Source organism: Nitrospirillum amazonense, from assembly GCF_007828035.1.
GTDB lineage: Bacteria > Pseudomonadota > Alphaproteobacteria > Azospirillales > Azospirillaceae > Nitrospirillum > Nitrospirillum amazonense.
In genome coordinates, this window is the sequence record NZ_VITV01000004.1 from 1 (window position 1) to 15,461 (window position 15,461).

The following is a 15,461-nucleotide window of genomic DNA, read 5'->3' on the forward strand; positions in this document are numbered from 1 at the left end:
GCGTCGCGCGCGGCGGTGGACGCCGGTTTCGTGCCCAACGACTACCAAGTCGGGCAGACGGGCAAGATCGTGGCGCCGGAGCTGTACATCGCCGTGGGCATCTCGGGCGCCATCCAGCACCTGGCCGGCATGAAGGACAGCAAGGTCATCGTCGCCATCAACAAGGACGAAGAGGCGCCGATCTTCCAGATCGCCGACTACGGCCTGGTCGCCGACCTGTTCAAGGCCGTGCCGGAATTGACCGAGGAACTGGGCAAGGCGGGCTGACCCAAGCCCGTTCAACACCCTACTCTATCTCTTGTTAAGGGTCCCCCGGCAGTATCGGGGGACCCCGCCAGGGTGGCCTTGCAAGGACAGACACCATGATACGCACGATCGGCATCATCGGTTCGGGGCAGATGGGCACGGGCATCGCCCACGTGACATCGCTGTCCGGCCATACGGTCCGGCTGATGGACACCAGCCCGGAGTCGCTCTCTCGAGCCATGCAAGCCCTTGAGAAGAACCTCGACCGTCAAGTCTCAAAGGGCAAGATCACCGAGCTGGAAAAGGATGAGGCCCTGGCCCGCATCTCCACCGGCACGGAGATGTCGACGCTGGTCGACTGCGATCTGGTGATTGAGGCCGCCACCGAGAACGAGGACATCAAGCGCGGCATCTTCAAGGACCTGGTGCCGCACCTGAAGGCCGACGCGCTGGTGGCCACCAACACCTCGTCCATCTCCATCACGCGCCTCGCGGCCTGCACCGACCGGCCGCACAAGTTCATCGGCATGCACTTCATGAACCCGGTGCCGGTGATGCAGCTGGTGGAGATCATCCGGGGCATTGCCACGGACGAGGAGACCTATCAGGCCATCCGCGAACTGACGTTCAAGCTGGGCAAGACCCCCGCCGTGTCGGAGGACTTCCCCGCCTTCATCGTCAACCGCGTGCTGCAGCCCATGATCAACGAGGCGGTCTACACCCTGTATGAGGGCGTGGGCTCGGTCGAGGCCATCGATACTGCCATGAAGCTGGGCGCCAACCACCCCATGGGCCCGCTGGAACTGGCGGACTTCATCGGCCTGGACACCTGCCTGTCGGTGATGCAGGTGCTGTACGAGGGCCTGGCCGACAGCAAGTACCGGCCCTGCCCGCTGCTGGTGAAGTATGTCGAGGCGGGCTGGCTGGGCCGCAAGGTGGGCCGCGGCTTCTACGACTATTCCGGCGACACGCCCCGGCCTACCCGTTAAGGGGCCCGACGCACCGAGTCCACTTCAACAAAAAACCCGCCGCCCCCTTCGCAAGGGAGGCGGGTTTTTTTATTTCTTATAAAACTTGATCAGGGCCTGCGCCTCGGGGGAATTCCAATCAGCGTCGCCTTCCAGGCGGCCGATCTCGCGTCCCTCGGCATCGATCAGCAGGGTGGTGGGCAAGCCGCGCGGCTTCAGCACCGACATGGCCGTGCTCTTGGGGTCCAGCCAGGTCGCCAGGTGGGTGATGCCGTGGTTCTGGATGAAGGGCGTCACCACCCGGGCGCCGCCCCGGTCCAGCGACAGGGCCACCACCTCGAAGCCCCCCTTGCCGCCGGAGGTGTCGCCCAGGGCGCCCTGGAGCTTGTCCAGCGACGGCAGTTCCTGGACGCAGGGGGCGCACCAGGTGGCCCACAGGTTCAGCAGGACCAGGTGGCCCTTGAGGTCCGACAGGTGGATGCCGCTGCCGTCGGGGCGGGTCAGTGCCAGATCGGGAACCTGGGGATGGTCCGGCGTTTCGGTGAAGGGGGTGATGCCGCCCTTCAGCGCGGGGGCCGCATTACCGGCCGCGCATGCCGCACCAGCGCAGAAAACGACCGACGCGACCACGCCAATCCTTGCGAGAAACCGCAAAATCGCCATTCTTGCCATCACCCTCGTTCACCGGGCCCCTACGCCGGCCCCGCTACAATTGGTCCCCGACCCCCGATGACGTCAACTCCCGCGACCCCGGAAAACGCCACGCCCGACCAGAATGCCGCAGCAGGCGGCGCTGTAAACGAGCTGTGGGGCGGCCGCTTCAGCCGTGGCCCGTCGGAGATCATGGAGCGCATCAACGTGTCCATCGGCTTCGACAAGAAGCTGTGGGCGCAGGACATCGCCGGGTCCAAGGCGCACGCCACCATGCTGGCGGCCCAGGGCATCATCACCCAGGACGACGCCGACGCCATCCTAAAGGGCCTGGATCAGGTGGCCGAGGAGATCCGCGACGGTCGCTTCGTCTTCAAGACGGAGCATGAGGACATCCATATGAACGTGGAGTCCCGCCTGAAGGAACTGATCGGTGAGCCCGCCGGCCGCCTGCACACCGCACGCTCCCGCAACGACCAGGTGGCCACCGACTTCAAGCTGTGGGTGCGCGGCGCCCTGCAGCGCCTGGACGGCGACATGAAGGCCCTGCAGGCCGCCCTGATCGATCAGGCCGAGCGCAACGTCGACACCATCATGCCGGGCTTCACCCACCTGCAGACGGCCCAGCCGGTGACCTTCGGCCACCATCTGCTGGCCTATGTGGAGATGCTGGGCCGCGACCGCGCCCGGGTGCGCGACGCCATCGCCCGCCTGAACGAATGCCCGCTGGGCAGTGCCGCCCTGGCCGGCACCCCCTATCCCATCGACCGGGCCGCCACCGCCGCCGCCCTGGGCTTCGACCGGCCCACGGCCAATTCGCTGGACGCCGTGTCCGATCGCGATTTCGCCCTGGACTATCTGGCCACCGCCAGCATCTGCGCCATGCACCTGTCGCGCCTGGCGGAGGAGATCGTGCTGTGGTGCACGACCCAGTTCCGCTTCATCCGCCTGTCGGACGCCTTCACCAGCGGCAGCTCCATCATGCCGCAGAAGAAGAACCCGGATGCGGCCGAGCTGGTGCGCGCCAAGTGCGGCCGGGTCATCGGCGCCCTGTCGGGCCTGCTGGTGGTCATGAAGGGCCTGCCGCTGGCCTATTCCAAGGACATGCAGGAAGACAAGGAGCCGGTGTTCGAGGCCGACGACACGCTGGCCCTCTGTTTGGCCGCCACCACCGGCATGATCCAGGACATGACGCCCGACCCGGCGGCCATGCGCCGCGCGGTGGAAGCGGGCTTCCCCACCGCCACCGACCTGGCCGACTGGCTGGTGCGCCGCCTGGGCCTGCCTTTCCGCGAGGCGCACCATGTCACCGGCCGCATCGTCCGGCTGGCCGAGGAACGGGCCTGCGGCCTGTCAGACGTGCCACTGGATGTCATGCGCGGCGTGGACGCCCGCATCACCGAGGAGGTCTATGCCGTGCTGAGCCTGGAAGCCTCCGTCGCCAGCCGCACCAGCTTCGGCGGGACGGCCCCAGAACGCGTGCGCGCGGCCGTGGCCGCCGCGCGGGAACGGTTCCTGTGAGGGTAAGCCATATGAAAAAGGTTCTGCTGATCGCCGGTCTGACCGCCACCGCCCTGGCGCTGTCGGGCTGCGGCAAGATCGCCCACACCCTGGACACGCCGGATGGCGAGGATCATCCCCTGAACTTCTACCCCAGCCCCAAGCTGGACCCGCAGCCCAACGTGAAAGAGGCGCTGCCCAGCTCGGCCGACCAGCCGGCCGGGTCGCCCGCCACCATTCAGCCCGGCACGCCCTATGGGGTCATGCCGGACAGCCCCGTCATCACCAACAGCGGGCCGATGATGGGCGGCACCACCACCCCCTCCACCTCCGGTTCCTCAACGCCCCAGTAAAGGGCCCCAGCAGACGCGACGGTTTGGATTTCGATGGCCTTCTCCTATGTTTCCGGCGTGCTGACCGCCGACGGCGTTCCCCTGGACCGGTTGGCCGAGGCCGTCGGCACCCCCGTCTATGTCTATGCCGCCAGCCGCCTGCGGGCCAATTACCAGGCCTACGCCCGGGCCTTCGCCCGTGATCCGGTGGACGTCTGCTTCGCCCTGAAGGCCAATTCCAACCAATCCATCATCAGCCTGTTCGCCCGCCTCGGCGCCGGCGCCGACGTGGTGTCGGAAGGGGAGATGCGCCGCGCGCTGGCCGCTGGCGTGCCGCCGGAAAAGGTGGTGTTCTCCGGCGTGGGCAAGACGCGGGACGAGTTGGCGGCGGCGCTGGTGGCCGGCATCCACCAGATCAATGTGGAAAGCCTGCCGGAGCTGGAGGCCCTGTCGGCCGTGGCGACGGAACTGGGCCGCACCGCCCCCGTGGCCCTGCGCATCAATCCGGACGTGGACGCCGGCACCCATGGCAAGATCGCCACGGGCCGCAAGGAGGATAAGTTCGGCATCGACCTGGGCCACGCCGTGGCGGCCTATGCCAAGGCCAGCAGCCTGCCCGGCCTGGCGCCCAAGGGTTATGCCGTCCACATCGGGTCGCAGCTGCTGAACATCAGCCCCTACGACGACGCCTACGGCCACCTGTCGGACCTGGTGATCGCCACCCGCGAAGCCGGCCTGAAGATCGAAAGGCTGGACCTGGGCGGCGGCCTGGGCGTGCCCTACAAGGGCGAGGCGGCGCCGGACCACGATGCCTATGCCGGCATCGTGCGCAAGCGCCTGGGCAATCTGGGATGCCGCCTGACGCTGGAGCCCGGCCGGTCCCTGGTGGGCGATGCCGGCGTGCTGCTGGCCCGGGTCATCTACGTGAAGGAAGGGCTGCACCGCCGCTTCCTGATCGTGGACGCGGCCATGAACGACCTCATGCGCCCCACGCTGTACGACGCCTATCACGGCATCCGCCCGGTACTGGAACCAGCCGCCGGCGCCCCGCTTTCCCCCATGGACGTGGTGGGGCCGATCTGCGAGACGGGCGACACCTTCGCCCGCCAGCGGGAGCTGCCGCCGGTGGCCCAGGGCGAACTGGTGGCCTTCATGACCGCCGGGGCCTACGGCGCCGCCATGTCGTCCACCTACAACTCCCGCCCCCTGGTGGCGGAGGTGCTGGTGGATGAAGGGCAGTGGGCGGTTATCCGCCGCCGCCAGACGTTCGAGGAAATGCTGGCCCTGGACGTGGCGCCGCAATGGCGCCACGTTTAAGGCGCAGGGCATAGGGCCCACCCAAGGGCACACGGCAGCCGAGAGGGCACCGACGGCATGGCTGAGAGGGCACTCACCTCCCGCAAGGACGGGCGACGGGCATCCGCCGCAGCCGTGCCCACGCCCACGCCCACGGGCATTGTCGTGCCCCTGCCCAACCGCGCGCGCCTTCCTCTGGTCCCGCCGCCGCTGAAGCCCTGGCGCCGCCCCTTGCGCGCCGCCTGGCTGTCGCTGGCGGCGGAGCGGGTGGGCCTGCGGCTCTGGCCCCTGCCCGGCCTGCTGATGCTGGGCCTGGCGCTGGCCTGGTCCGGCGCCCTGCCCCACCTGCCGCCCTGGGCCCACGGCCTGGCGCTGGCCGCCTTCGCCGCAGCATTCATCGCCCTGCTGGTCCGCCGCCTGCGTGGTTTGCGCCTGCCTGACCGCGACGCGGTGTTCCGCCGGCTGGAGCGGGACAACAACCTGCGCCACCGCCCTTTCGACCTGCTGATCGACACGCCCGTGAACCAGGGAGGGGGAGCCCAGGGGGGGGTGGACCAGACCAGCCCCGCCGCCACCCTGTGGGCCGCCGCGCAGGATCGCGCGCGCCGCGCCCTGGCGGGGGTGCGCGCCGGCTGGCCCGCCCTGGATCTGCCCAACCGCGATCCCTGGGCCTTGCGGCACGTCGCCGTACTGCTGCTGGCCATCGCCGCCGTCATGGCCTGGGGCGATTGGCGCCCCAGGCTGATCGAGGCGCTGGATCCGGGGTTCGAGGCGCCGCCCGCCGGCGCCCAGGCCGACCTGGACGTCTGGATCACCCCGCCGGAATCGACCGGCCTGCCGCCGCAGTTCCTGACCCGCCGGGGCAAGGCCGGCCCGGCGGAGGGCGGGGGCGCGGTTTCCGTGCCGGCGGGCGCCACCGTCACCGTCCGCCTGGGTCCCCACCACCGCGCGCCCGAGCTGTCGCTGGATGAGGACGCGCTGGCCCTGGACCCGGCCGCCACCGGCGGCTTCCAGGCCAGCCGCACCGTCACCAAGGGGCGACGCATCACCGTCACCGACCGGGGCCGCACCCTGGGCAGCTGGCCCATCCGCATCGTCGCCGACGACCCGCCGGCCATCGCCTTCCGCGAAAAGCCCAGCGCCACCGAGCGCTATGCCCTGCGCCTGGACTATACCGCCGCCGACGACTACGGCATCGCCAGCGTCACCGCCACCGTGACCCCCACCACGCGCGCGGAAGGCACGACGGTGGAACCCCTGGTCCTGACCCTGCCCGTGCCCGCCCGGCCCAGCCGCGAGGCGTCCGCCGCCGGCACGCCCGTCGTCGCCAACGCCAGCGGCTATTTCGACCTGACGGCCAGCCCCTGGGCGGGGCAGCCCGTAACCATCCAGCTGACGGCCACCGACACCGCCGGCCAGAGGGCGACCAGCGACACCCAGACCATCACCCTGCCGGAACGGGTGTTCAACAACCCCACGGCCAAGGCCGTCATCGCCCAGCGCCGCGCCCTGCTGGACCAGGGGGAGGAGGCGCGCAAGCCCGCCGCCAACGCCCTGCTGGGCCTGGCGGGCGAGCTGGACGGCTATGCCGGCGATCCCACCGTGTTCATGGCGCTGTACGCCGCCGCCCGGCACTTGGGCCTGAACGATGACGGGCGGTCGCTGACCGACGTGGCCGATCTGCTGTGGGACACGGCGCTGAAGATCGAGGACGGCAGCCTGGCCTCGGCGGAGACGGAACTGCGCGACGCCCGCCAGCGCCTAGCCGACGCCCTGGACCGCAACGCGCCGGAAGCGGAAATCCGCCGTGACCTGGACGCGCTGAAGTCGGCGCTGAACCGCTACATGCAGGCGCTGGCGGAAAAGAGCGACCAGCAGCAGGGCCAGAACGGCGCCCCGCCGCCGGATGACCAGAACGCCCAGACCATCGACATGGGCCAGATGATGGAACAGCTGGAGCAGATGGCCCAGACCGGCGCCCGCGACGCCGCGCGCAAGATGCTGGACCAGATGCAGGATCTGATGGAGAGCGTCCAGACCGGCCCGCGGAAGCCACCGACGGAGGCCGAGCAGCAGCAGATGCGCCAGAACCTGCAGATGCTGGAAAAGCTGCAGGACCTGGCCAAGCGCCAGCGCGAGCTGATGGACCAGACCTTCCGCCAGGGCGACCGGGGTGAACCGGAAGACAGCCCGCCGCAACCCAGCACCCGGGGCGACGGTCCCAACCGCTCCGCCCCCAACCGCCAGGGCGCCGCCCCCCGCCAGCCCCAGCGCGACCCCTCGGCCGAGGCAACGGCCCGCGACCTGGCCAAGCAGCAGGACGCCCTGCGCCGCGAGCTGCAGGCCCTGATGCAACAGCAGGGGCAGCAGGCCGGCCAGCAGTCGGATGAGGGACAGCCGGATGGCCAACAGGGCCAGGACCAGCCTGGCGGGCAGCAGAACGGCAACGGTGGCGGCAACGGCCCCGGCCAGGCGCCTTCCCCCCTGGACAAGGCCGATCGCGCCATGGGCCAGGCCGGCCGCGCCCTGTCGGAAGGATCACCGGAGGACGCGGTGGAGGCCCAGGGCCGGGCGCTGGAGGCCCTGCAGGACGGGCTGAAAGGCATGGCGCAGCAGATGGCCCGCCAGATGGGCCGGGGCACCCGCGTGGCCCCCCGCAATGCCACCAACGGCCGCGGCCAGAACACCGACCCCCTTGGCCGCCAGATGACGGGCCAGGGCGCCACCAGCACCGACAGCGTCAAGATCCCCGACCACGGCGACCTGCAGCGCGCCCGCGAGATCCTGGAAGAGCTGCGCCGCCGTGCTAGCGAGGCCGGCCGCCCCAAGGAAGAATTGGATTACATCGACCGCCTGCTGAAGCGGTTCTGAGAAATCACCTCAGTTCGGCAGCACGAATTCCGGGCGAATCTGCGCGGCCTGGCCGCCCTTTTCCACGATGTTGCCGTGGTAGACGGTCTTCTCGCCGGGGAACAGGCGGCGGGCCTTGGGCTGCATGCGCCAGCGCTGGAAAGGCTTGCCGTCGGCGCCGAGGGCGGAGGCCATGAGGTCGGGCACGTCGCGCTGGCGGTCGGACTTGTTCTGCACGGTGATGTCGACGAACAGCATGGACGTGCCCTCCACGTCGCGGAATTCCGTCTTGCTGTCCACCATCTCCAGCCCTGTGCCGGGCGGTTCGACGCCGAAGCCGAAGGCGTCGTACAGGCGGGCGGCGGCGGGCCAGGCGTCGACCACGGCGTCGCGTTCGACCGCCAGGCCGGTGATGCCGCCGGCGATGACCACGGCCAGGACGCCCCAGCGCACGGCAGCGAACAGGCGCCGCGGCTTCTCCTCCGGTTCCGGAATCGCCATCGTGGATGAGGGCTGGCGCAGGCGGCCCAGCGACAGCGGTGCCGGGGCCGGCGCCTCGTCCTCCGCCATTGTCAGGGTGTCGTATGCCGTCTCCCGCTCCATGGCTGCGGCCAGGTCGGCGAAGGAGGAGGACGACGGGGCGGACGACATCCAGTCGTCATCGTCATCCGCCGGCGCCGCGGCCACCGCCGGGCGGCCGGCCGTTTCCGGCACCTGGTGCCAGACGGAACCGCAGGCGCTGCAGCGCACGCGGCGACCCCGCCCCAGCAAGGCGTCGTCGACCCGGAAGCGCGTGGCGCAGGACGGGCAGGTTGTTATCATGGGAGGCAGGGCCAGGCCGAAATCCTTAAGAGGCGCCTTAGACTTAAACGAAAAGGTCGGGGATGCGCAAGGTGGGCCCCGGCCCTGGCCCCGACGGCGAAACGGCCTATCCCGTTCTGGCAGGCGCGCTGATGCCGCAGCCCCGGCGCCGCCCGGCCGACGCGCTGGACGCCCGCCACCCCGCCGTGCCATCACTAGGACCGATACCATCCCCTGGTCCATTCCCTTGGAGAGGCAGTCCCCATGAGCCGGCGCGGCCCCGCCGTCCTGTCCCTACGCCGCGATGCCACGGGCCGTTTCCTGCCCTGGCTGATCGCCCTGATGGTCTTCCTGTCCACCCTGGCGGTGGCGGCGGCGCAACTGCTGTCCGGATGGGCGCAGCGCTGGGACAGCGGCCTGGACGGCAGCCTGACCATCCAGGTCAGCCCGGTGGGGGATGTGAAAAAGGGCGACGGCACCCCCGCCCCGCTGGATGAGCGGGTGCAGATGGTGCTGCACGCGCTGGGTGGCGTGCCCGGCATCATCAACGCCCGCCCCGTGCCCATGGCCGACGCCGCCCGCCTGGTGGAGCCCTGGCTGGGCGACGGTGCCCTGCTGCAGGACCTGCCCCTGCCCGCCCTGATCGACGTCACCGCCGGCCCGGCCGTCGACGTCACCGCCCTGCGCCAGCGCCTGGCCGCCGCCGTGCCCGGCACATCGGTGGAGGAGCCGGGCGTGTGGCTGCGCGACCTGCGCCGTCTGGCCCGCCTGGTGGAGGCCGTGGCCCTGGTCATCGTGGCCCTGATCGGCGGGGCCGCCGTGGCCGTGGTGGTGTTCGCCGCCAAGGCCGGCCTGGCGATGCACCAGGACGAGGTCGACCTGCTGCATGTCATGGGCGCCACCGACAGCCATGTGGCCGGCCAGTTCCAGCGCCACATCCTGCGCCTGTCGCTGACCGGCGGCGTGGGCGGCACGGCCGTGGCACTGGTCACCCTGGCCGTGCTGTCGCTGCTGTCCCGTACCGTGGAAGGCACGTTGCTGCCGCCCCTGACGCTCGCCCCCCTGCAATGGCTGGTGCTGGCCGCCGTGCCGGTGGCGGCCGGCGCCTTGGCTGCCATCAGCGCGCGGCTGACGGTGCTGCGCGCGCTGGAGCGGCTACCGTGAGCTTGCCGGGGGCGCCCCTGCCACAGGCTGAACCGTCCGCCCTGGCGGGACCTGGCGCCCTGCTGTGGGCGCGCATGCGCCGCCTGACGGGCCTGGGGGCCGCCTTGGGCGCACTGTGGCTGGCGGGGCTGCTCACCTTCGCCGCCCACATCCCCCGCGCCCCGGAGGAAGAGACCGCGGCCACCGACGCCATCGTCGTGCTGACGGGGGGCAGCGAGCGGCTGGAGGCGGGGTTCGACCTGCTGGCCGCCGGCCGGGCGCGGAAACTGTTCATCTCCGGCGTCTATCGGGGGGTGGACGTACGGGCCCTGCTGCGCATGTCGCAGGCGACGCCCTCGGCCCTGGAATGCTGCGTGGTGCTGGGCTACAGCGCCGACGACACGGTGGGCAACGCGGCGGAGACGGCACGGTGGATGCAGGCGGAAGGCTTCCATTCCCTGCGCCTGGTCACGGCCAACTATCACATGCCGCGCAGCCTGGTGGAGTTCCGTCACGCCCTGCCCGACGCCCGCATCGTGCCCCACGCGGTGCAGCCGCCCAACGTGCGCCTGGATGGCTGGTGGCACTGGCGCGGCACCGCCGGCCTGATCGTCAGCGAATACGACAAGTACCTGGTGGCCTTCCTGCGCCACGCCCTGGGCCTCTGACCCCCTTTCGAAGCCTGGGCCCTCAAAGCTTGGGGGAGAGTGGACAGGCCGGCCCGCAGGCACTATCCCTGCACCCATCAACCCTGGTCATGACGGTTACGGGCGATGCTGGTTTTGCGATCCCTGGTCTTCAACATCGTCTTCTACATCTGGACGATGCTCTGGTGCTTCGGCCTGCTGTGGACCCTGGTGGTGCCCCACCGCACCATGATCTGGGCCATCCGCGGCTACATGCGCACCCTGAACTTCTGGGAACGCACCATCATCGGCCTGAAGTACGAGGTGCGCGGGCTGGAGCACCTGCCTAAGACCGGCGCGTTCCTGGTGGGGGCCAAGCACCAGTCGATGTGGGAAACGATGAAGCTGCACCTGCTGATGGACGATCCCGCCATCGTCCTGAAGAAGGAACTGACCTACATCCCCATCTGGGGCTGGTACGCCGCCAAGGCGCGCATGATCGCCGTGGACCGCGGCAAGCGCGGCGCCGCCATCCAGTCGCTGCTGCGCGGCGCCAGGGAGCGTGTGGCCGAGGGCAGGCCCATCGTCATCTTCCCCCAGGGCACCCGCACCGCCGTGGGCGCCTGGCGGCCCTACAAGATCGGCATCGCCCTGCTGTATGAGGCGCTGGACATCCCGCTTGTGCCCATGGCGCTGAACTCCGGCCTGTTCTGGCCCCGCCATAAGTTCCTGCGCCGCCCCGGCACCATCGTCATCGAGTTCCTGCCCCCCATCCCCCCCGGCCTGTCCAAGGACCAGGCGCTGGCCCGCCTGGAGGCAGTGCTGGAGCCCGCGACCGACCGCCTGGTCATGGCCGCCGGCGGTCCGGCGACAGAGCGTCCGCCCAACGCCCCGCCCCTGGTCGAGGTGCCTGCCGCCGGCTGAACGGGCCTTTCAGCATAAGCTTGGGGCGCGATTGACCGCCCCCGGTCCCCGGCCTACCCTTCACCGGAGCAATCATCCGGGACCGGAGGGTGCGCATGGTCGGGCGTGAAGGTCAGGCGACGACAGTGCACGGGGCGGACTCTCCCTCCGAGACGCTTGCCGATTCCGAGACGCTGGCCGAATCCGGGACGCTGGCCGACTGGCCGGCCATCTCGGCCCAGGTCTGGGACATGAAGTACCGGTTCAAGCAACCGGACGGCGCCCCCATCGACCAGACCGTGGATGACAGCTGGCGCCGCGTGGCCAAGGCCCTGGCGGAGGCGGAGCGCGACCCCGCCCTGTGGGAACCCCAGTTTTACGAGGCCCTCAGGGACTTCGCCTTCCTGCCGGCCGGCCGCATCCTGGCGGGGGCCGGCACCGGGCGCAGCGTCACCCTGTTTAACTGCTTCGTCATGGGCACGGTGCCCGACGACATGGGCGGCATCTTCGCCGGCCTGCGCGAGGCGGCGCTGACCCTGCAGCAGGGCGGCGGCATCGGCTACGACTTCTCCACCCTCAGGCCCCGGGGGGCGCCGGTGGCCGGCGTGGGGGCGGACGCCTCCGGCCCCATTTCCTTCATGGACGTGTGGGACGCCATGTGCCGCACCATCATGAGCGCCGGCAACCGCCGGGGCGCCATGATGGCCACCCTGCGCTGCGACCACCCGGACATCGAGTCGTTCATCGACGCCAAGCGCGACCCCGGCCGCCTGCGCATGTTCAACCTGTCGGTCCTGGTGACCGACCCCTTCATCACCGCGGTGCGTGAGGACGGCCCCTGGGACCTGGTGTTCGAGGGCAGGGTCTGGCGCACCGTGCGGGCGCGCGATCTGTGGGACCGCATCATGCGGGCCACCTACGACTATGCCGAGCCCGGCGTCATCTTCATCGACCGCATCAACGCCCAGAACAATTTGGGCGGGGTGGAGGTCATCAGCGCCACCAACCCCTGTGGGGAGCAGCCGCTGCCCCCCTATGGCGCCTGCCTGCTGGGCTCCGTCAACCTGGCGGCCCTGGTGGTGGGCGGCTTCACCCCCGACGCGCGGCTGGACCTGGACCGGCTGGCGCGCCTGGTGCCGGTGGCGGTGCGCATGCTGGACAACGCCATCGACGTTTCGCGCTTCCCCCTGCCCGCGCAACGGCAGGAGGCGCAGGCCAAGCGCCGCGTCGGCCTGGGCGTGACCGGGCTGGCCGACGCCCTGATTCTGTGCGGCGTGCGCTATGGCACGCAAAAGGCCGTGGATCTGACGCGGCAGTGGCTGGGGGCGGTGCGCCGGCACGCCTACCGCGCCAGCGCCGGCCTGGCGGCGGAGAAGGGCGCCTTCCCGCTTTATGACCGGGAGCAATACCTGGCCCGTCCCATGATCCGGGGCCTGGACGATGTGACCCGCGCGGCCGTGGAGCGGCACGGCGTGCGCAACGCCCTGCTGACCTCCATCGCACCCACGGGCACCATCTCTCTGCTGGCGGGCAACGTGTCCTCAGGCATCGAACCGGTGTTCACCTGGGAATACGACCGCGCCGTCCTGCAGCCCGACGGCAGCCGCAAGGTCGAGCGGGTGGCGGACTATGCCTACCACCGCTTCCGCCAGACCTTCGGCCCCGGCGCCCCCCTGCCCGACAGCTTCGTCGATGCCGGCAGCCTGCCCCCCGCCGCCCATCTGGTGATGCAGGCGGCGGCGCAAGGCGAGGTCGACAGTTCCATCTCCAAGACCATCAACTGCCCGGCGGATTTGGATTTCGAGACGTTCAAGGACGTCTACCTGCAGGCCTATGACCTGGGCTGCAAGGGCTGCACCACCTACCGCCCCAACGCCATCACCGGGTCGGTGCTGTCAGCACCCGCCGCCGACACCTCACCGCCGCCTGCCCCTCCCACGCCTGTTGCCCCCACACCGGCCCCGGTGCCCGCCGCCAGCGGCGCGGTACCCCTGGACCGGCCGGAGACGCTGGTGGGGGCGACCTACAAGGTGCGCTGGCCGGGCAGCGATCACGCCCTCTACATCACCATCAACGACATCGTGATCGAGGAGCGGCGCCGGCCGTTCGAGGTCTTCATCAACTCCAAGAACATGGAGCACTACGCCTGGACGGTGGCGCTGACCCGCATGATCTCCGCCGTGTTCCGGCGGGGCGGCGACGTCGCCTTCGTGGTGGAGGAGTTGAAGGCCGTGTTCGATCCGCGCGGCGGGCAATGGATGAAGGGCCGCTACGTCCCCTCCCTGCTGGCCGCCATCGGCGAGGTCATCGAGCGCCACATGCTGGAGACCGGATTCCTGATGCGCGCCAGCGGCCTGCCCGCGGTGCACGAGGATACGGCCGGCATGTCCGCCGCAGCGGAAACACGCGCTGAAAACCGGCAACCGCCTGCCCAATGCCCCCGCTGCGGCCAGGCCAGCCTGGTGCATCAGGAGGGATGCGACACCTGCCTGTCCTGCGGCTATTCCCGCTGCGGCTGATCCCCCTGGTCCCTGACGCGGGCCGGCCATTGATCGAAAGAGATAGGGGGCCGGTTCTCCCGTGCCGTCGGCGCATCGCGCCCCTGCCCCGGCCTTTGCCGGAAGGCATAGGCCGCACCTGGGGCGGGACAGCGCCGGGCCACCACGCCCCGCTGCGGCGGCGCGAACTCCTCAACCAAAGGGCGTGCGACACATCGCCCGCCCCCAGGGTTTCCGCCAGCCTGGGCAAGGTTTTGGCGCGGCCAACCGCCTTCCCGCCGCCTGTTAACATGGCACGGCCAAGACCATTCCAATACCAGGGGTCCAATGTTAACAGAAGCGGAAGCTAGGCCGTGCGCCTACGCCCTCCGCCAGGGTGACGAAGGGCCTATTGGCAGGGCCGGCTATCCCCCGAATAAGCCCGGTCGATGGCGCCCGATTATATCAAATTAGAGAAATTAGACCCTTTGGTGGTGGTAATAGCCGCCTAGGACCCGGACCAGCCTAAGGCAAGCTTGGGTTATGCCCTGTGGGTGATCGACTTTTTCCCGCGATATTTCAGTGCCCCAATCGGTCATTACTGTCTCACCGATCCCGCAAATCCACGTGGGGTGTTGACCCGGAGGAATAGGCCACCGGGGCGCCCCATCCGGGACCGACGCTGACGGAAGCCTTGGCGCAATACCAGGGCCGCCCAACAGAGGTCGATGCCGGGACTGCCAAGATGGAGGGGAGCATGGCGCACATTGACGATCCTCAGACCCAAAAGGCGAACCTGTCCTTCATCAAGGCGTCCATGAAGGCGCCGCTGCTGAGCCGGGACCATGAGTTCGAGCTGGCCCGCCGCTGGCAGCAGAAGCGGGACGAGAAGGCGCTGCACGCCCTGGTGTCGTCCCACACCCGCCTGGTGGTGGCCGTGGCCAGCCGCTTCCGCAACTACGGCCTGCCTCTGGGCGACCTGGTGCAGGAGGGCAACCTGGGCCTGATGCAGGCCGCCAGCCGCTTCGAGCCGGAGCGGGAGGTGCGCTTCTCCACCTACGCCGCCTGGTGGATCCGCTCCACCATTCAGGAATTCGTGCTGCGCAACTGGTCCATCGTGCGCACCGGCACCACGGCGGGGCAGAAGTCGCTGTTCTTCAACCTGCGCCGCCTGCGCGCCCGCATCGACAACAACCCCTCCGCCACCTCGCTGACCGCCGAAGGCCGCCGCAGCGTGGCCGAGGAACTGGACGTGAGCGAGCATGAGGTGGAAACCATGGAAATCCGCCTGACCGCCACCGACCAGTCGCTGAACCACCCGCTGAGCGAGGATGGCGGCGAGTGGCAGGACTTCCTGGCCGACGACGGCCCCTCGCCCGAGCAGATCGTCATCGGCCTGAAGGACAGCCGCAGCCGCACCGCCTGGCTGAGCGAGGCCATGGATACCCTGTCGCCCCGTGAGCGCACCATCATCGCCGCCCGCCGTCTGCGCGAGGATGGGGCGACATTGGAGGAGCTGGGCCACACCCTGGGCGTCAGCAAGGAACGCGTGCGCCAGCTGGAGCACCGCGCCATGGGCAAGCTGCGCCAGAGCATCATGCGCCATGTGGGCCGGCCGGAAGAGCTGTTCGTGGAGGCTTGATTTCGGTTGCCTCAAACACCGGCGGG

13 protein-coding genes are annotated in these 15,461 nt (G+C 69.9%); 11 read left to right on the plus strand and 2 right to left on the minus strand.

What is annotated here, in order from left to right:
* A partial coding sequence (locus FBZ87_RS11420; RefSeq protein WP_211106934.1) for an electron transfer flavoprotein subunit alpha/FixB family protein occupies positions 1-267 on the plus strand: 267 nt, incomplete at its 5' end.
* 95 nt (positions 268-362) lie between these two features.
* Positions 363-1,235: a 3-hydroxybutyryl-CoA dehydrogenase gene (locus FBZ87_RS11425; RefSeq protein WP_145610478.1), complete on the plus strand. Its 873-nt coding sequence runs from the start codon at positions 363-365 to the stop codon at positions 1,233-1,235.
* A gap of 69 nt (positions 1,236-1,304) precedes the next feature.
* Here the strand turns inward: FBZ87_RS11425 and FBZ87_RS11430 are convergent, their stop codons facing one another.
* Positions 1,305-1,844: a TlpA family protein disulfide reductase gene (locus FBZ87_RS11430; protein ID WP_246134364.1), complete on the minus strand. Its 540-nt coding sequence runs from the start codon at positions 1,842-1,844 to the stop codon at positions 1,305-1,307.
* 99 nt (positions 1,845-1,943) lie between these two features.
* Here FBZ87_RS11430 and argH point away from each other — a divergent pair, with 99 nt between their 5' ends.
* From argH to FBZ87_RS11450, 4 genes are read left to right on the plus strand one after another with little or no spacing between them, the layout of a single operon-like run.
* On the plus strand, positions 1,944-3,386 hold the full coding sequence (gene argH / locus FBZ87_RS11435) for an argininosuccinate lyase (protein ID WP_145610480.1): 1,443 nt from the start codon (positions 1,944-1,946) through the stop codon (positions 3,384-3,386).
* Positions 3,387-3,397: 11 nt separating this feature from the next.
* Complete coding sequence (locus FBZ87_RS11440) at positions 3,398-3,718, plus strand: hypothetical protein (protein ID WP_145610481.1); 321 nt, start codon at positions 3,398-3,400, stop codon at positions 3,716-3,718.
* A 33-nt stretch (positions 3,719-3,751) separates the two neighbouring features.
* Positions 3,752-5,014: a diaminopimelate decarboxylase gene (gene lysA, locus FBZ87_RS11445; protein WP_145610482.1), complete on the plus strand. Its 1,263-nt coding sequence runs from the start codon at positions 3,752-3,754 to the stop codon at positions 5,012-5,014.
* 57 nt (positions 5,015-5,071) lie between these two features.
* Positions 5,072-7,864 (plus strand): TIGR02302 family protein, encoded by a 2,793-nt coding sequence (locus tag FBZ87_RS11450; protein WP_145610483.1) that lies wholly within the window; start codon positions 5,072-5,074, stop codon positions 7,862-7,864.
* A gap of 9 nt (positions 7,865-7,873) precedes the next feature.
* Here the strand turns inward: FBZ87_RS11450 and FBZ87_RS11455 are convergent, their stop codons facing one another.
* Complete coding sequence (locus tag FBZ87_RS11455) at positions 7,874-8,665, minus strand: zinc-ribbon domain-containing protein (protein WP_186454718.1); 792 nt, start codon at positions 8,663-8,665, stop codon at positions 7,874-7,876.
* Between the two features lie 243 nt (positions 8,666-8,908).
* Here FBZ87_RS11455 and FBZ87_RS11460 point away from each other — a divergent pair, with 243 nt between their 5' ends.
* The 5 genes from FBZ87_RS11460 to FBZ87_RS11480 all read left to right on the plus strand — a co-directional run bounded on the left by FBZ87_RS11460 (position 8,909) and on the right by FBZ87_RS11480 (position 15,435).
* Positions 8,909-9,808, plus strand: coding sequence for a cell division protein FtsX (locus tag FBZ87_RS11460; protein ID WP_145610485.1), 900 nt, complete (start codon positions 8,909-8,911; stop codon positions 9,806-9,808).
* On the plus strand, positions 9,805-10,455 hold the full coding sequence (locus tag FBZ87_RS11465; RefSeq protein ID WP_246134365.1) for a YdcF family protein: 651 nt from the start codon (positions 9,805-9,807) through the stop codon (positions 10,453-10,455). Before FBZ87_RS11460 ends, FBZ87_RS11465 begins: the two co-directional genes overlap by 4 nt.
* Positions 10,456-10,560: 105 nt before the next feature.
* Positions 10,561-11,337, plus strand: a complete 777-nt coding sequence (locus FBZ87_RS11470) for a lysophospholipid acyltransferase family protein (protein ID WP_145610486.1) — start codon at positions 10,561-10,563, stop codon at positions 11,335-11,337.
* Between the two features lie 191 nt (positions 11,338-11,528).
* Entirely contained in the window at positions 11,529-13,835 is a 2,307-nt protein-coding gene (locus tag FBZ87_RS11475; RefSeq protein WP_145611076.1) for an adenosylcobalamin-dependent ribonucleoside-diphosphate reductase, read from the plus strand.
* Between the two features lie 715 nt (positions 13,836-14,550).
* Entirely contained in the window at positions 14,551-15,435 is an 885-nt protein-coding gene (locus FBZ87_RS11480) for an RNA polymerase factor sigma-32 (RefSeq protein ID WP_145610487.1), read from the plus strand.
* Positions 15,436-15,461 lie beyond the last annotated feature (26 nt).